Genomic DNA, 18,520 nt, shown 5'->3' with positions numbered 1-18,520 from the left:
AATCTTTTTCTAAATATCAATATCAGCGGGCAGTACTGATAGGCTGGTTGGCGCAGAGCTAAGCCCTCTGATAATATATTACCTGTTATTTTTTATGGCAGATGGAATAAAACACGATGACAAAGCGTGACAGATTACTCTCCCGGTTGGGGATCACCCAATGGGTTTTGCGTAACCCAATGGCTTTGCAAGGTGAATTATCTGTCCTCATCCCTGATTCAACCCGTCTATTGATCATTAGCCATGATCACATTGACTTAAGTCATTCATTGTTTGCTGATATTTTTACAGCCATGGGGATCGATGCCTCATCGGTATATTGCATCACGACAAAAGATGTTGAGCTACTTTCGGAATCAATCCACTGCCCGAGTTGGCTGCTGGGGGTTGATATTACCTTACCAGTACAAGGGATTTCTTTGAGAAGCCCGGCATTAAATGATTTATCTCTTGATGGGAATGCAAAACGCGCTCTTTGGCAACAAATTTACCATTATGAAGAATATTTCTCTATTAACTTCCGTTGATCTTCCGGTCGCATTTCAAATAGAACAGGCCAGCCATGCGTTTCCATGGAGTGAAAAGACCTTTTACTCTAATCAGGGGGAACGTTATCTCAATTATAAGATAACGCAGAATGACCAGATTATCGGTTTTGCGATAACACAGTATGTTATGGATGAAGCAACACTGTTTAATATCGCTATTCATCCTGAATATCAATCACGAGGCTATGGCAGGGCATTGCTGACGTATCTCATCAACATATTACCTGAAAAACAGATCAATACATTGTGGCTTGAAGTCCGGCGTTCTAACCAAACCGCCATTCGTTTATACGAGGAGATGGGCTTCAATGAAGTTTCCATCCGCAAGAATTATTACCCGACAGCGGCAGGTAAGGAAGACGCCATTATTATGGCATTGCCGTTGTTTGGTGGAAAATGATAACTATTTATTGATCGGTTGGTTGATTTTTGCTCTTTTTGTGGTCATAATTTGCTGCCAGATGTCAGAAAATATATGAGTTTTTCTGTCTTATGGAGGAAATAATGACAACTTCAAAATCGATAAGGCAATGCATCCACAGTTATGGAGCAGGAAAGCTATTTACGAGTGAATCTTTCCTGTCTTTTGGCTCACGTGCTGCGGTTGACAAGGCGCTTTCACGTTTGGTCGAAAAGAGAGAAATTGAACGTGTTGCACGCGGTATCTTTATCAAGCCAAAAGTGAATCGGTTCGTTGGAAAAGTGCATCCTGATATCGCAAGAGTGGTTGAAATGATCACACGTCAAAATGGTGAAACGATCCAAATTCATGGTGCTGAGGCTGCTCGTAGGTTTAAGTTGAGTACTCAAATGCCAACGACTTTGGTTTACTATACCAGTGGTTCATCAAGGCAGGTAAGGATTGGAAATCGTAAAGTAAAACTGATCCATACTTCCAGCCAACGTAAACTTCAATATGCAGGTACGAAAATTGGTATGGCTATTTCAGCTTTATGGTATTTGGGAAAAGAATCAGTTACACCTGCCACTGTAGAGCAAGTCCGTAGCTTAATGAGTGAGGACGAATTTGGTTTACTAAAAACTTGCAAATTACCTGCGTGGATGTCATCAGTCATTCACTATGTTAATAGTGATTCCCGCCATGACTGACTCTTATTTTGCGATTATGCCTGATGAACAACAAGCGATTTTGGGATATGCAGCGGAGCAGTTAGGGCGCTCTGAAAATGTCTTAGAAAAAGATATTTGGGTTTGCTGGGTATTAAAAACATTATTCAGCCTAACAGACGCGCCTCCTATGGCCTTTAAAGGGGGAACTTCGTTATCAAAAGTTTTTAATATTATCAATCGATTCTCTGAAGATATTGATATCACCCTTGATTATCGGCATTTTGCAAATGGCTTTGATCCTTTTTGGGGCAGCCATAGTAAAAATAAGTTAAGAAAGTTGAGTGAACAACTTAAGCAGCATGTGCAACAGTATGCAAATGACATTGTAGTTCCTCATATTCGCTCTCAATTAAATAAACTTCCTTCTGCTGAATTACACTCAATTCGAATTGATGATTCAGGTGAAAAAATTTGGGTGAGCTATCCATCTGTTACCGAGGAAGTTGATGAGTATTTAAGGAGTGAAGTTCTAATTGAATTAGGGGGACGCAATGTTATCGATCCGAATGAATTGCATGTTGTTAAACCTTATGTGTCGGATTTAATCCCCGAACTTGAGTTTCCTACCGGACAAGTCATTGTTCTGTCTCCAGAGCGTACTTTTTGGGAAAAAGCCACGTTGATTCATGTTGAGTGTCGTCGTGGTCTCAGAGAAAGTGCAGCTCGCCTTTCAAGGCATTGGTACGATTTAGTGATGTTGGCTCGGCATGAAGTCGGCTATAAGGCCATGCGTGATCGCACTCTTCTTGAAGATGTCATCAGGCATAAGTCAGTCTTTTTTAACGCAAGTTATGCCGGATATGAAGAATGTTTAGCTGGACGATTATTATTGTTGCCAAATAGCGAAGGGTTATCGGCGCTTAAAGCTGATTACCAAAACATGATTTCTGCCGAGATGATATACGGTATTGCACCTTCGTTCGGGGAACTGATAGAGGTTGTAAAACAAATTGAATACAAAATTAACGCATGGCAGTAATTCGACTTTTACTGCGCTCGACGTTATTTGAAGTTGATTTGGATAATCGTCTACAAATCACTGATTGTTTATAACGCCAAGTTCAGCCAAAATAAGCGCCAATCACGATTAACACGACGGATTTGCAAGTGGGGCGCCAATCACGAGGCGCTTTCCAAGTGATATCAATCCGCCTATGGACTAGAAGATTCTAATTGATGTCAAACTCCTCATTTCAGCAGGAAGTTGCGAAACGACGCACTTTTGCAATCATTTCCCACCCGGATGCGGGTAAAACAACCATTACCGAAAAAGTATTACTGTTCGGACAGGCGATCCAGAAAGCGGGGACGGTAAAAGGCCGAGGTTCCAACCAACACGCTAAATCAGACTGGATGGAGATGGAAAAACAGCGTGGTATCTCTATTACCACTTCCGTGATGCAGTTTCCCTATGCTGATTGTTTGGTTAACTTACTGGATACCCCAGGGCACGAAGACTTCTCGGAAGATACTTACCGTACTTTGACAGCCGTTGACTGCTGTTTGATGGTTATTGACGCCGCGAAAGGGGTTGAGGATCGTACCCGTAAGTTAATGGAAGTCACTCGCCTGCGTGATACGCCGATCCTGACATTCATGAACAAGCTCGACCGTGATATTCGTGATCCAATGGAGCTGATGGATGAAGTGGAAAATGAGCTGAACATAGCCTGTAGCCCGATTACATGGCCAATCGGTTGTGGTAAATCCTTTAAAGGCGTCTATCATCTTTACCTTGATGAAACTTACCTGTACCAATCAGGTCAGGGACATACCATTCAGGAGGTTCGCGCTATCAAGGGATTGGATAATCCTGAACTGGATGCGGCAGTGGGTGAAGAGCTGGCGGATCAATTGCGTGAAGAGTTGGAACTCGTCAAAGGTGCATCCCATGAATTCGATCTGGAAGCCTTTTTACAGGGAGAATTAACCCCGGTCTTTTTCGGTACTGCATTGGGTAACTTTGGCGTTGATCACATGTTGGACGGCCTGGTTAAATGGGCTCCAACCCCAATGCCGCGTCAGGCTGATGCGCGTCAAGTCTCTGCCAGTGAAGAAAAATTCACCGGTTTTGTTTTCAAAATTCAGGCGAATATGGACCCGAAACACCGTGACCGTGTGGCATTTTTGCGTGTTGTTTCCGGTAAATATGAAAAAGGCATGAAACTGCGTCAAGTTCGCATTAAGAAAGATGTTGTCATTTCTGATGCACTGACCTTTATGGCAGGGGATCGCTCTCATGTCGAGCATGCTTATCCTGGGGACATTATCGGTCTACACAATCATGGCACTATCCAGATTGGTGATACCTTTACCCAAGGCGAAGAGTTGAAGTTTACCGGCATCCCTAACTTTGCCCCTGAATTGTTCCGTCGTATTCGTCTGCGCGATCCATTGAAGCAGAAACAGTTGCTGAAAGGTCTGGTGCAATTGTCAGAAGAAGGTGCTGTGCAGGTATTCCGCCCGCTGTCCAATAACGATTTGATCGTCGGGGCGGTAGGTGTGCTTCAGTTTGACGTAGTTGTTGCCCGTTTGAAGAGTGAATACAACGTTGAAGCGCTGTATGAACCCGTTAATGTTTCTACGGCTCGCTGGGTAGAGTGCAGCGATGCGAAGAAATTGGAAGAGTTCAAGCGCAAAAATGAGCAGAACCTGGCTCTCGATGGTGGCGATAACTTAACCTACATCGCACCAACCATGGTCAATTTAAACTTGACCAGTGAACGCTATCCTGATGTTTCCTTCCGCAAAACACGGGAACATTAATCCTCTTTCTGGGCCAACTATTCTGTTGGCCCTTATTATTTATTCTATCTGCATATGCTGTTTTTCATGCCAATAAAAGAATAACTTCCTGTGTTAATGAAAATATACGTTATTTTTTGTAAATCTGATTTTATCGCCATTGCCTAATTGACATACTGCATACTGTTTTGATAACTGTGTTTAGGCTGAAATTAAATAAGGTGGTAGGATGAAAAGTATTAAGTTTACACATTCACTACTGGCTGTTTTACTAGGCTCGGTATTGACCAGTAGTGCTCTGGCAGCGGATCTTTCTGTGGGAAAAACGTTGGAGAGTACAGGACAAAAAATCGATAAATCTCTAGACAAAGCAGGAGATAAAATTGATAACTCCTTGCAAAAAGCAGATGCTTATTTAGACGATAGTGCCATTACAGCAAAAGTGAAGAAAAAATTGCTGGAACATAAGGGCATAAATAGCCGTGACATTGCGGTGAAAACGGAAAAAGGCATTGTCCATCTTTCCGGTTTTGTCAAAAACAAACATCAAGCGGCGAAAATAGTTAAGATTGTTCATGGAATAAAAGGTGTCAAATCAGTAAAAAGCACGATAGAGATTAAAAAATAATCTTAATCTGAAAAAATAACAAATATTGAGAATAGAGTGGCCGATAATAGCCACTCTTTCTGCTTCTTTTCCTCAAATAATATCTTGTTAAGTGACGAGATTATGCATAGGAATGCTATTCGCTGGCGGTATTTTGGTAACTTGCTATTCTCATATCAATTTAACTATTGATGCTTTATTTCCTCACTTTTTATAAAAATGTTACAAGCAAGTTGTTTGAGTAACGATATACTGTATAGATATTCGGCGGCTTTCAAAGGGAGAGAAGAGTGGGGAAACATATTCCAATAACACTGGGTAATATTGAACCTTTAGCTTATAAGTCACAGATCAAACCAGGGAAAATTGCACTTGTTTGTGAAGGTGGTGGTCAGCGAGGTATTTTTACCGCTGGTGTTTTGGATGAATTTCTTCGTCTCGGCTTTAATCCGTTTGAACTGTTCCTTGGAACCTCTGCGGGAGCGCAAAATCTTTCTGCCTATATTTGTGGTCAGAGGGGGTATGCGCGCAAAGTAATCAACCGTTATACAACTGACCCTGCTTTTTTTAATCCATTGCGCTTTGTGCGCGGTGGGCATTTGATCGATTTAGATTGGTATATTGATACCATATCTAAGCAATTACCACTCAATATTCCTGTCGCAATGCGTCAGTTTGATGCTGGGCGTGAATTCTACATGTGCGCTTGCCGCGCTGATAATTTTGAGCCGACTTACCTGCATCCTGATGACAAAAATTGGATGGATCTTGTTAAAGCCTCAAGCGCCATTCCGGGGTTTTATCGTAACGGCGTTACCTTTGGTGATGTGGTTTATCAAGATGGTGGCATTTGTGATGCGATCCCGGTTCAGGAAGCCTATCGTCGTGGGGCAGATACTATCGTTGTGATTCGAACAGTACCTTCACAGCTTTACTATACACTTCAGTGGTTCAAGCGCATGGATCGTTGGTTAGAGTCTAGTAGCTTGCAAAAAATGGTCAAGATGCTCAATCTCCATGCTCAGAGTTACCGTCAAACGCAGAAATTTATCGAAAATCCACCGGATGATGTACAAATCTTCGAAATTTATCCACCGGCACCATTGGCAACAATGGCTTTAGGCAGCCGGCTTAGTTCGTTAAATCAGGATTATCATTTGGGACGGCGTTGCGGACGGTATTTTCTGGCAACGATTGGGCATACTTTTGTTGAAGGAGAATTTGGGCATACAGAACGTAACAGCTATGGAGTATGCCGTACAGGGTTAAATTCTGCTCGTCACTGTTTTCGGAGAAACCATTTCCTAAACAGTGGCAAGCATTGCCCACCGCTGGAAGCTCCTGTGCCAGCGGTGGTGGAGAATGTGCAAACGACAGGGACTCTTATGATAGATAACCTGGACAATTAAATGTTTATTGACACACATTGCCATTTTGATTTTTCCCCTTTTGCTGGTGATGAAATAGCGAGCTTGCAACAAGCCAGACAAATGGGTGTGGAAAAAATTATCGTTCCCACGATAAGTCAATTAAACTTCCAGCGGGTTTCTGTGCTGGCTGAGACTTATCCACCAATTTATGCCGCATTTGGTTTGCATCCACTCTATGTTGCTGAACACCAAGAGGTTCATTTGGATGAGTTGACGCAAAAACTACAAGAAAAAGAAGATAAATGTGTTGCAGTAGGTGAAATTGGTCTTGACCTTTATATGCCAGATCCACAGCTTGAAAAGCAGAAAAGCATGTTAGAGGTACAGCTAAAACTCGCTAAACAATATGATTTACCTGTGCTCCTCCATTCCAGAAAAAGCCATGATCAATTGGCGGCAATCTTGAGAAAACATAGATTACCACGAACAGGGGTTATTCATGGTTTTGCGGGGAGTTTATCCCAAGCTCAGGCCTTTATTCGCCTGGGATTTTACATTGGTGTTGGGGGAACAATTACCTACGATAGGGCGCAAAAGACACGTAACACTATTTCGCAATTACCTCTGTCATCTTTGGTATTGGAAACGGATGCGCCTGATATGCCGTTATCGGGATTTCAGGGGCAGCCAAATCGGCCAGAAAAAGTTGCACAGATTTTTTCCGTATTGTGTGAGTTGCGTCGAGAAGCAGCAGATGAAATTGCCAACCAAATTTACCAAAATAGTATGAGCCTATTTACATTGAGTTGATATATAATACATTAATAATGCTTAACTTTTATTCCGTGCTTATTTATCCTGTTTTTTACCTTTTTCTCCGTTAAATTATCTAATACCCCCCGAAACCCGATGGTTTTTTGTGATTTATATCTCATTTTTCGTTTTTATATTACTTTTTGTTGTATTAATTTGTGATGTTAGTTGCTTGTTCCTTTTTAGTCCTAGGTATAATCGCCCCACACATAATGTCAGTGGAAACTTATGGAATAACTGACATATTTTCTTATTATTTTTATTCAGTGAACAGGGATTCTTCCAATGCAACTCCTTATGAGCCTGATCGGGATGGCAGTGCTGATTCTTATCGCAGTACTCTTCTCTAGTAATTATCGAGCTATTAAAATCCGCACTGTCCTAGGCGCCTTTCTGATTCAGGTTGCCATGGGGGCATTTGTACTTTACGTACCAGCCGGTAAAGACGTTCTGGAGGGAATGTCCTCAGGCGTTTCCAATGTGATTGGATATGGAAAAAAAGGGATAGATTTTATTTTTGGTGGCCTGGTTTCCGACAAAATGTTTGAATTGTTTGGCGGCAGTGGCTTTATCTTTGCTTTGCGTGTCTTGCCAGTCATTGTTTTCTTCTCATCACTCATTGCGGTGTTGTACTACATGGGTATTATGCAGCTCATCATCAAAATATTGGGTGGTGCATTGCAGAAACTATTGGGAACATCACGGACTGAATCTTTGTCTGCAACAGCAAATATTTTCGTGGGTCATACTGAAGCCCCTCTGGTTGTGCGCCCTTATATCGCGACGATGACCCAATCTGAGTTGTTCGCTGTGATGTGTGGTGGTTTGGCTTCTGTTGCTGGCTCTGTATTGGCGGGATATGCATCTATGGGTGTTCCATTGGAATACCTAATTGCGGCTTCATTTATGGCAGCCCCAGGTGGTTTACTGTTTGCGAAATTGATGGTGCCAGAAACAGAAAAAACTCACGATACTGCTGATGTGGCATCGTTGATTGCGGCAGAAGATCGTCCTGCAAATGTGATTGATGCTGCGGCATCGGGTGCGGCATCGGGTATGCACTTGGCTCTGAATGTCGGCGCAATGCTTCTGGCATTCACCGCACTGATTGCTTTACTGAATGGTATCTTGGGAGGGATCGGCGGCTGGTTTGATTATCCTCAATTGTCGATGGAACTGGTTTTGGGATGGGTTTTTGCACCAATCGCCTACCTGATCGGCATTCCGTGGAATGAAGCAACCATTGCGGGTTCTTTCATCGGGCAGAAATTAGTTGTCAATGAGTTCGTGGCATTCATGAACTTTAGTGAATATCTGAAAGCGGATAATGTCGTTCAGGCTGCGGGTCTGCAAGTGCTTTCTGACCATACTAAAGCCATTATCTCTTTTGCTTTGTGTGGCTTCGCTAACCTGTCTTCCGTTGCGATTCTTTTGGGCGGTTTAGGTAGTATGGCACCAAGCCGTCGCGGTGACATTGCCCGTTTCGGTTTGAAATCTATATTGGCGGGTTCACTCTCTAATTTAATGAGTGCAACAATTGCTGGATTCTTCCTCTCGTTGTAAGCCATAGAGAATATATATCCAATTGAATGCAGGTGAGGGATCTCACCTGCTTTTGTTTTAAATCTGTTGTCTGATTCAGTCACGATAATCATACCGTTGGAGAGTTTTATGACCGATTTAATTGCCGCCGCTCAGCGTGCGCTGGGTTTGATAGATTTAACTACACTTAATGATGATGATACAGATGAGAAAGTAATAGCACTTTGTCGTCAAGCAAACAGTCCCGCCGGACATACGGCCGCGCTTTGTATCTATCCGCGTTTTATTCCCGTGGCACGTAAGATATTACGCGAACAGGGAACCCCTGATATTCGCATTGCCACGGTGACTAATTTCCCACATGGCAATGATGATATTGACATTGCGCTGGCTGAAACTCGTGCCGCCATCGCCTATGGTGCCGATGAAGTGGATGTTGTTTTCCCTTATCGCACCTTGATGGCTGGTAATGAACAGATTGGTTTTGACTTGGTAACAGCTTGTAAAACAGTCTGTGCTGAATCAGGTGTCTGGCTAAAAGTCATTATTGAAACGGGGGAATTAAAAGAAGCCGCTCTGATTCGCAAAGCCTCTGAAATTTCAATTAAGGCTGGAGCGGATTTCATCAAAACCTCAACGGGTAAGGTTCCGGTTAATGCAACATTGGAAAGTGCCGAAATTATGTTGAGTGTGATCCGTGATATGGGGGTAGGTGATCGCGTTGGTTTTAAACCGGCGGGTGGCGTGCGCACGACTCAAGAAGCAGCAGAATATTTGGCGTTGGCCGAACGCATTATGGGCGACAAATGGGTTGATTCCCGCCATTTCCGTTTTGGTGCTTCCAGTTTGTTGGGCAGTTTGCTGACTACGCTTGGACACCAGAACCAAAAACAGAGTAGTGGTTATTGAGATCAATAATGACTGATTGCACATAGGCTAAGCTAGTGTGCATTACTGCCATTCTTTTCAGATAATAATGATTGGGAGGTAGCTTTGTTTCTGGCACAGGAAATTATCCGCAAAAAACGTGATGGTCATTCATTGAATGAAGAAGAAATACGCTTTTTTATTAACGGCGTCCGTGATAACACAGTTTCCGAAGGGCAGATTGCTGCACTGGCAATGACCATCTATTTCCATGACATGACGATGGAGGAACGTGTTGCTCTAACATTAGCGATGCGTGATTCTGGTACTGTTTTAGATTGGAAAAAATTGAATTTACCCGGCCCGATTGTCGATAAACACTCGACGGGCGGTGTAGGGGATGTCACTTCCTTGATGTTGGGTCCAATGATAGCGGCCTGTGGGGGCTATGTGCCGATGATATCGGGGCGTGGCTTGGGACATACTGGAGGAACACTGGATAAATTAGAAGCTATTCCCGGTTTTGACATTTTCCCTGATGAACACCGCTTACGTGACATTATTCGTGATGTAGGCATTGCCATTATCGGACAGACAAGTTCACTGGCACCTGCGGATAAACGCTTTTATGCGACACGTGATATTACGGCGACCGTTGATTCTATTCCTTTGATTACCGCCTCTATCTTGGGTAAAAAATTGGCTGAAGGACTGGATGCATTGGTCATGGATGTGAAAGTGGGTTCTGGGGCATTTATGCCGACCTACGAGCAATCGGAACGGCTGGCCGAAGCCATTGTTGAAGTTGCCAATGGTGCGGGATGTAAGACTACGGCGCTATTGACAGATATGAATCAAGTTTTGGCATCCAGCGCAGGTAATGCTTTGGAAGTGCGTGAAGCTGTCCAATTCTTGACGGGGGAATACCGTAACCCTAGGTTATTTGAAGTTACCATGGCATTGTCCGCTGAAATGCTGGTTTCAGGTAATTTGGCCATTGATCATGATGATGCATATTATAAGTTACAAACAGTACTGGACAGTGGCAAAGCGGCGGAAACATTTGGTCGCATGGTGGCTGCACAGAAAGGGCCGACTGATTTTGTCGAAAATTACACTCGCTACCTCTCGACTGCGGAATTCATCAAACCAGTATTGGCTGGAGAGGTGTTAACTGGGCAAATGTTAGCTGAAAAGAGTTGCATCGTTACAGAAATGGATACCAGAGCCCTAGGAATGTCTGTTGTTGCATTGGGAGGAGGACGCCGTAAGGCGACAGATCCTATTAATCACAGCGTGGGGCTGAGTGATATCATTGCTCTTGGTACAAAAGTGAATGCGGATACCCCTTTGGCCATGATTCATTCTCGCAGTGAGCAGGCTTGGCATGAAGCCGCAGAAGCAATACGTAAGGCATTTATTTTTAAAGAAATTTCTAAGGAAAACGAGATACAAGCCACTACACCGATGGTTTATCGTTATATCCGTGGATAAAGTATATAAGCATTGAAATTGATTTTAATAGCTGGCAGTTTCCGCATTGATAGCGTGAATTGACGCAGGAGAAAATTATGAAACGTACATTCATCATGGTATTGGATTCCTTTGGTATCGGTGCAACTGCTGATGCTGAAAAGTTTGGTGATAAGGGATCTAACACTTTGGGTCATATTGCAGAACGATGTGCCCGTGGTGAAGCTGATATTGGCCGTAATGGGCCACTACATTTGCCAAACCTGAGCCGTTTGGGATTGGGTAAGGCAGCGGAAGAGTCTTGCGGAACGTTCCCGATTGGCCTGGATAAAGAAGCTGAAATTATTGGCGCTTATGGTTACGCGAGTGAGCTTTCTTCTGGTAAAGACACGCCGTCAGGACATTGGGAAATTGCAGGTGTTCCGGTTCTGTTTGACTGGGGATATTTCCGCGATGAAGAAAACAGTTTCCCACAGGAATTGCTGGATAAACTGGTCGAACGAGCAAATCTGCCAGGCTACTTGGGTAATTGTCACTCTTCCGGTACTGTTATTTTAGATAAGTTAGGCGAAGAGCACATGAAAACCGGTAAACCGATTTTCTATACTTCTGCGGATTCTGTTTTCCAGATTGCGTGCCATGAAGAGACATTTGGCTTGGATCGTCTATATGAGCTATGTGAAATCGCTCGTGAAGAGTTGAACATTGGCGAATATAACATTGGCCGCGTTATTGCCCGTCCATTTGTGGGGGATAAGGCTGGGAGTTTCCAACGCACTGGCAACCGTCATGATTTGGCCGTTGAGCCACCAGCCCCAACTATCCTAAAAAAACTACTTGATGAAAAGCAAGGTGAAGTGGTTTCCATTGGCAAAATTGCAGATATCTATGCGAATGTCGGGATCACCAAAAAGGTCAAGGCGACAGGCATTGATGCCCTGTTTGATGCTTCTCTGATTGAAATGGAGCAGGCGGGGGATAACACCATCGTATTTACCAACTTTGTTGATTTTGACTCTTCCTACGGTCACCGCCGTGATGTTGCCGGTTACGCGGCAGCCTTGGAGTTGTTTGATCGTCGTTTACCAGAAATGCTGAAATTGGTAAAAGAAGATGACATTCTGATCTTGACCGCTGACCATGGTTGTGACCCAACTTGGGCGGGAACAGATCATACCCGTGAACATGTCCCGGTTCTGGTTTACGGACCTAAAGTCAAACCAGGTTCATTAGGACATCGTGAGACGTTCGCCGATATGGGGCAGACAGTAGCAAAATACTTTGATCTGACTCCAATGGATTACGGTAAAGCGATGTTTTAAGTTTTGGTGGAGATCTATGGATCTCCCCCTTTTCGTCTATTTTGATACGTAATAAAAACAAGGAAATAAATTTATGGCCACCCCACATATTAATGCTGAAATGGGCGATTTTGCTGATGTTGTTTTGATGCCTGGTGACCCACTGCGTGCAAAATACATTGCGGAAACTTTCTTGGAAGACGCTCGCCAGGTTAACAATGTTCGCGGTATGCTGGGTTTCACTGGTACTTACAAAGGTCGCCGCATCTCTGTTATGGGCCATGGAATGGGTATCCCATCTTGCTCTATCTATGCCAAAGAGTTGATCACTGAATTTGGCGTTAAAAAAATCATTCGTATCGGTTCCTGTGGCGCCGTCAGCAAAGACGTTAAACTCCGCGATGTAGTTATCGGTATGGGGGCATGTACCGATTCCAAAGTAAACCGTATGCGTTTTAAAGATCACGATTTCGCTGCCATTGCTGATTTTGATCTGGTGCGTAATGCCGTGGATGCGGCGAAGGCAAAAGATGTCAATGTGCGTGTTGGTAACATTTTCTCTGTGGATCTGTTTTATTCGCCAGATCCGCAAATGTTCGACGTCATGGAAAAGTACGGCATTCTGGGTGTTGAAATGGAAGCCGCGGGTATTTATGGTGTGGCTGCTGAATTTGGGGCAAAAGCGTTGACGATTTGTACTGTGTCTGACCATATCCGTACTGGTGAACAAACCACTGCTGAAGAGCGTCAAAATACATTTAATGACATGATAGAGATAGCACTTGAATCCGTTTTGCTGGGTGACAATTAAAAAAGAGTAAATAGTTTTAGTGTCTTATTAAAAAATCATAAACCCTTTCTGTTATTGGAAAGGGTTTTTTGTTTCTAAATTATACACCAATTTTATGCCTATTATTAAGAATAGGCTTTAGTCGTTTATTTAATGGATATTCCTATTTTTAATTTCGTTAGAAAATGAATAAAAACAATAAACCTAATATAATCCTGAAAGATTTTTTAAGTAATATTCTTAATTAACAATTAGCTTGATAATTATGCTATTTAGATAAAAAACCTATTTTTATAGGGAATTTATCAATAATAACAATAATAAAAACTGAACTTTATGCTTATACCAGAATAATAAATTTATTATCCCTTTCTGGGAAATAAAATAGAACAATAAAACAACACCAATTAAGATGCTAAATTACTAAACATTGCTCGATACAACTTAGGGGAATAATCCAAAATTGGAAAATAATTAGTAAAATATACTACTCATTATGCGTACTTTTTTGCAAAAATTCATATTTAATATGATGTTAAAGAGCATAAGTAGTTTTATCGGCTGAAATTTGACTTAAGGTTTATTATGTAGAATGATATTGCCGGTTTGGTTTATTTTGACTGGTTATGATTTATGTCAAAAAACTAAATAATCATATGCTTAAGTGTCAGAAATTAATTTCTGTGCTTCAGCTTCCCTTTGGTTATTAATATCTACTTTACGTTTAAAGGAATAAGTTAAATTATGAAACTGAACAAATTAGCGATGGTTTTAGGTTTTGGTGTGGCTTTAACTGCTGGTGCTGCAAGTGCTGCTAACCAAGGTAGTGGTACAGTTAAATTCACAGGTTCTATCATCGATGCACCTTGCTCAATCAAAAACACTAATGTTGAAGTTGATATGGGTGCTGTTTCCAGTACTTCTCTGAAAGATGGTGGCCGTTCAGCTTCTAAGCCTTTCAAAATTGAATTAGAAGGTTGTACTGCTGATACTAAAAATGGCGTAAAAACCACCTTTACTGGCCCAGAAGCGAGTGAGAAAGGTTTGTTAGCTATCGAAGGTACAGCACAAGGTGCGGCAATCGCTATCACTAACCATGGCAATGAGATTATTCCTTTGGGTACAGAGTCAGGCGCAATGTCTCTGCATGAAGGTAACAACGATCTGAATTTCGCAGCACATCTGAAAGGCCTGACAGCTGTAGGAGAAGACGGTAAAAATTCTGTAGTTGTAAAACCAGGTGATTTCACTGCTATCGCAAACTTTACTTTAAACTACCTATAATATTGCAGGTTATCTGATAATTTTTCTTGCTTGAATATCAGGAAATTCACTTTAATTGTTTGCACTGACTTTCCTGATAATATATTTAGGGTATTTCTGGGATATAATGTGTAAGTAAAGTATGACTATATTATTCTGCAACAAGATCTTTTTTATTGATGTAAGTCAATATTATTAGTGAATGAATAAGCAGATTGTGTCATTAACAAAATGATCCCTCTAGAGGTAAATTGAAATACCCTTTTTTATTTATTTAAACAATGAAGCACAAACAGAGAACGTAACATATTACGGCTAGGTAGGACATGTGGCTATCTCTGCAACCTCAGTATCGGTCAGGATCCTCAATTTAGATCGATGAACTTTAATGACGCCATGTATGAGGTAAGAACCCCTGTGCGCTTACAGACTTGCTCGCGTCAGGCAGCGCCTGAATTCAAACTGGATTATTAACGATTCATTGTTCAGAGGATGCTATGGCTTTGTTTTCAAATTCTATGAATCACGATTTTTTATCTGATAATAGAAAAAACATTTTTAATAAAAAAAATGTGATTAATCAAAAAAGAATAGCTAATAAAATAAAAATAGATCACTTACTATTCGGAATTAATCCTCTTTTTGCCCTTGTATTGTTCGCATTGTCTGGCATTCAGGTCACGCATTCCAGGCCATCAATTGAATTCAATATTGGTGCACTGGATGTCAATGAACGTGCCAATATTGATTTGGACAAATTTGCTCGTGCAGGTTACATCATGCCAGGTAACTACATGATGAGTGTCCGGATGAATCAAAATGAACTCCCGGATACCTATGCTATCGATTTTATTGCACCACCTGATGAGCCAACAGGTAGTGAGGCCTGTATTTCTCCTGAATTGGTGAAACAGATTGCATTGAAACAAAAATGGGAAGAAAAATTAGGTTGGCAAAATGAAGGTAAATGCCTTGATCTCAATACGTTGCCTGGTATGTCAGCCAGAGGTGATCTCGCTACTTATACGCTTTATTTAATCATACCTAAAATTTATCTGGAATATGACTTACCAGACTGGGATCCCCCTGCTCGCTGGGACAATGGGATATCTGGATTGCTGTTTGATTATAACGTTAACGCACAAACCTCTAAACCTACTCACGGCAGTAGTAACCAACAGATAAGTGCTATCGGAACAGCGGGTATGAACGTAGGGGAATGGCGTTTTCGGGCTGATTGGCAGGCCAGATATAACCGTTTCAAAAATCAGGATGGTGATAAATGGAATGATTCAGGGAGAAGAGAACGTGATTGGGATTGGAGCCGTTACTATGTGTATCGTGCGATCCCTCGTCTCGAAGCGAAACTGACATTGGGTGAGGATTACCTCAATTCCAGTATTTTCGATAGCTTCCGCTATACGGGTGTCAGTTTGGTGACTGATGAAAATATGTTGCCACCCAATTTACGTGGATATGCGCCTGAAGTTACAGGTGTAGCACGGACTAATGCCAAGGTAACGGTCAGGCAACAAGGGAGGGTGCTGTATGAAACCCAGGTCGCTTCTGGCCCATTCCGTATTCAGGATCTTAGTGATGCGGTGGTAGGAACACTGGATGTTAGAGTCGAAGAGCAAGACGGTGGTGTTCAAGAGTTTCAGGTGAATACTGCAACTATTCCTTATCTGACACGTCCGGGACGAGTACAGTACAAATTCGTTGGTGGCCAATCTACTAATGATAAGCACCGCCGTGAAGGGCCAGCGTTTGGCTTGGGTGAATTCTCGTGGGGAATTAACAATGGCTGGTCGCTGTATGGCGGTCTCTTAGCCGCGGGAGATTATAACGCCTTGTCATTGGGGATCGGTCGCGACTTGATGATGTTTGGCGCATTGTCGCTTGATATGACGGAATCGAGGGCAAGATTACCGGGAGAAAACAAAACCCTCACAGGTGGATCTTATCGTCTCAGTTATTCGAAACGTTTTGATCAATATAACAGTCAAGTGACGTTTGCCGGATATCGCTTCTCTGAGCGCAATTTCATGAATATGGGGCAGTATATCGATCGCCGCTATCGCAACGTTTCTTCCAATAGTGGCAAAGAGATGTATACCATTACCTTCAACAAACAATTTACAGATATCAAGCTAAGTACTCATCTTACTTACAGCCATCAAACTTACTGGAATCGTCCAACAAACGATCGCTATAACATTTCCTTATCCAAGTATTTTGATATTGGGCGTTATAAAAATGTTAGCGTCAATTTGTCAGCTTATCGTAACAATTTTGACAATAAAAAAGATGATGGCATGTATCTGAATCTTTCCATTCCGTGGGGAGAAAGTGGGACTGTCAGCTATAACGGGTTGCTTAACCGTCAGGGTAATGCGCATACAGTGGGCTATTTTGATCGTATTGATGATCGTAATAATTACCGTATTTCGGTGGGGACGAGGATCGGCGGTAAAGCGTCAGCTGATGGCTATTACAACCATTATGGTGACAAGGCGTTACTCACTGCCAGTGCAAGTTATCAGGATGGCGGTAATACTACGGCAGCACTTGGCCTACAAGGTGGGATTACGGTCACAGCAAAAGGAGCTGCACTGCACCGTATCAATATGCCTGGTGCGACTCGCTTGTTGGTAGATACAGAAGGCGTTAGTAACGTGCCCATCCGAGGATTTGGTTCAGCGGTACATACCAACTACTTTGGTAAAGCCGTGCTGGCCGATGTGAATAACTACTATCGCAACAGGGCAAATATTGACTTAGATAATTTACCTGATGATGTAGAAGCACTGCGTTCTGTTCAGCAGGCAACATTAACGGAAGGCGCCATTGGTTATCGTAAATTCCAAGTAATATCAGGAAGTAAGGCAATGACAATCATTCAATTACCTGACAATTCATTTCCACCTTTTGGTGCTTCTGTTTTAAATTCCGGCCAGCGTGAAATTGGGATTGTCAGTGATGATGGATATGCTTATCTGGGCGGAATAAATCAGGGTGAAAAACTGCAAGTACATTGGAATGGACGAGCTCAGTGCGAGATTACAGTCCCAGATGAAATGACGTCAGAGACTTTAACTTCACTTTTGCTACCTTGCCAGTTTTTAGCAGGCGATGATAAGTAAATTGTAATGAAATGATCATAAAAATCGTTATTTAATAGAGTATTATGTTTATTCGATTTGAAAAGTATGGCGATTAGCTAGTGCAGAAAATATAAACATGAGTCTCTTTTGAGTTTGAGCAAATGACACTATGAAACTGAAAAATATTCTAATGATAACCGCTATGACGGTAAGTTGCTTGATGCCAATTCATCAGGCAACGGCAGCGATAGCGTTAGATCGTACTCGCGTGATTTTTAATGGCAATACAAAATCTGTCAGCTTGAACATTGAAAATCAGCATCTTGATTTGCCTTATTTGGCACAGGCATGGATTGAAGATGATAAGGGAAATAAGATCAATGGCCCGATTGTGGTTGTTCCTCCAGTACAACGTGTTGAAGCTGGAGCAAAGAGCCAAGTCAAAATTCAAACACTTCCGACGATAACCCAATTGCCACAAGATCGGGAAAGTCTGTTCTATTTCAACATACGTGAAATTCCACCACGTAGTGAAAAATCGAATGTGCTGCAAATCGCTTTGCAAACACGTGTCAAGCTGTTCTACCGTCCGGAAGCTGTGATTGCACGGCGTATTGATCTTGATAATCCCTGGCAGGAAAAACTCACCTTAACCCGCGAAGGCAATCAATATGTGGTGAATAACCCAACACCTTATTATGTCACTATTTCAGAAGCATCGAATAAGGTAAACGGTGAAAGTGTAGAGGCATTTAAGCCCCTAATGTTAGCACCCAGAAGCAGTGAAAAACTTGGAGGAACCGCAAACTCATTAGGGAATACGCCAGTACTGACTTATGTCAATGATTATGGTGGACGTCCACAGTTAACATTCAGTTGTAGTGGCAATACCTGCGCATTGACAAAAGTTGTGACTAATGAAAGCTGATTGAGTTGTACCGATGATGTTCCATCAATTGATGGGGC

The 18,520-nt window shown here is 42.3% G+C and carries 16 protein-coding genes; all 16 read left to right on the top strand.

Annotated elements, in window-relative coordinates; all coding sequences use genetic code 11:
* The first annotated feature begins 116 nt into the window (after positions 1–116).
* The 16 genes from WDV74_RS13955 (at position 117) to WDV74_RS13880 (ending at position 18,482) form a co-directional block, all read left to right on the top strand.
* Positions 117–527: a DNA polymerase III subunit psi gene (locus WDV74_RS13955; RefSeq protein ID WP_338883397.1), complete on the top strand. Its 411-nt coding sequence runs from the start codon at positions 117–119 to the stop codon at positions 525–527.
* Positions 496–948, top strand: coding sequence for a ribosomal protein S18-alanine N-acetyltransferase (gene rimI / locus WDV74_RS13950; RefSeq protein WP_338883396.1), 453 nt, complete (start codon positions 496–498; stop codon positions 946–948). Before WDV74_RS13955 ends, rimI begins: the two co-directional genes overlap by 32 nt.
* Positions 949–1,052: 104 nt before the next feature.
* The gene (locus tag WDV74_RS13945; protein WP_338883395.1) at positions 1,053–1,658 is read left to right on the top strand and encodes a DUF6088 family protein; all 606 of its coding nucleotides are present in this window, start codon (positions 1,053–1,055) and stop codon (positions 1,656–1,658) included.
* A 16-nt stretch (positions 1,659–1,674) separates the two neighbouring features.
* Positions 1,675–2,658, top strand: a complete 984-nt coding sequence (locus WDV74_RS13940; RefSeq protein WP_338883394.1) for a nucleotidyl transferase AbiEii/AbiGii toxin family protein — start codon at positions 1,675–1,677, stop codon at positions 2,656–2,658.
* 197 nt (positions 2,659–2,855) lie between these two features.
* Entirely contained in the window at positions 2,856–4,445 is a 1,590-nt protein-coding gene (gene prfC, locus WDV74_RS13935; protein ID WP_338803746.1) for a peptide chain release factor 3, read from the top strand.
* Between the two features lie 208 nt (positions 4,446–4,653).
* The gene (locus WDV74_RS13930) at positions 4,654–5,052 is read left to right on the top strand and encodes a BON domain-containing protein (protein ID WP_338883392.1); all 399 of its coding nucleotides are present in this window, start codon (positions 4,654–4,656) and stop codon (positions 5,050–5,052) included.
* Positions 5,053–5,321: 269 nt separating this feature from the next.
* A complete protein-coding gene (locus tag WDV74_RS13925; RefSeq protein WP_338883391.1) occupies positions 5,322–6,440 on the top strand; it encodes a DUF6363 domain-containing protein in 1,119 nt (372 codons plus the stop codon).
* Complete coding sequence (locus WDV74_RS13920) at positions 6,441–7,211, top strand: TatD family hydrolase (protein WP_338883389.1); 771 nt, start codon at positions 6,441–6,443, stop codon at positions 7,209–7,211.
* Between the two features lie 300 nt (positions 7,212–7,511).
* Positions 7,512–8,777 (top strand): NupC/NupG family nucleoside CNT transporter, encoded by a 1,266-nt coding sequence (locus WDV74_RS13915; protein ID WP_338885617.1) that lies wholly within the window; start codon positions 7,512–7,514, stop codon positions 8,775–8,777.
* Between the two features lie 108 nt (positions 8,778–8,885).
* Positions 8,886–9,665 (top strand): deoxyribose-phosphate aldolase, encoded by a 780-nt coding sequence (gene deoC, locus WDV74_RS13910; RefSeq protein ID WP_338883387.1) that lies wholly within the window; start codon positions 8,886–8,888, stop codon positions 9,663–9,665.
* A gap of 84 nt (positions 9,666–9,749) precedes the next feature.
* Entirely contained in the window at positions 9,750–11,117 is a 1,368-nt protein-coding gene (deoA, locus tag WDV74_RS13905) for a thymidine phosphorylase (protein WP_338883385.1), read from the top strand.
* A gap of 77 nt (positions 11,118–11,194) precedes the next feature.
* On the top strand, positions 11,195–12,418 hold the full coding sequence (deoB, locus tag WDV74_RS13900; protein ID WP_338883384.1) for a phosphopentomutase: 1,224 nt from the start codon (positions 11,195–11,197) through the stop codon (positions 12,416–12,418).
* A gap of 73 nt (positions 12,419–12,491) precedes the next feature.
* The gene (deoD, locus tag WDV74_RS13895; protein ID WP_338883382.1) at positions 12,492–13,208 is read left to right on the top strand and encodes a purine-nucleoside phosphorylase; all 717 of its coding nucleotides are present in this window, start codon (positions 12,492–12,494) and stop codon (positions 13,206–13,208) included.
* A gap of 723 nt (positions 13,209–13,931) precedes the next feature.
* On the top strand, positions 13,932–14,471 hold the full coding sequence (locus tag WDV74_RS13890) for a fimbrial protein (protein WP_338883381.1): 540 nt from the start codon (positions 13,932–13,934) through the stop codon (positions 14,469–14,471).
* 434 nt (positions 14,472–14,905) lie between these two features.
* Positions 14,906–17,593: an outer membrane usher protein gene (locus WDV74_RS13885; protein ID WP_338885616.1), complete on the top strand. Its 2,688-nt coding sequence runs from the start codon at positions 14,906–14,908 to the stop codon at positions 17,591–17,593.
* A gap of 130 nt (positions 17,594–17,723) precedes the next feature.
* On the top strand, positions 17,724–18,482 hold the full coding sequence (locus tag WDV74_RS13880) for a fimbria/pilus periplasmic chaperone (RefSeq protein ID WP_338883380.1): 759 nt from the start codon (positions 17,724–17,726) through the stop codon (positions 18,480–18,482).
* The last annotated feature ends 38 nt before the right edge of the window (positions 18,483–18,520 follow it).

It is taken from the genome of Xenorhabdus sp. TH1 (assembly GCF_037260955.1).
GTDB classification, from domain to species: domain Bacteria; phylum Pseudomonadota; class Gammaproteobacteria; order Enterobacterales; family Enterobacteriaceae; genus Xenorhabdus; species Xenorhabdus griffiniae.
The sequence above is the reverse complement of the archived record's forward strand: the minus strand, read 5'-3'. Positions and strand labels throughout refer to the sequence as shown.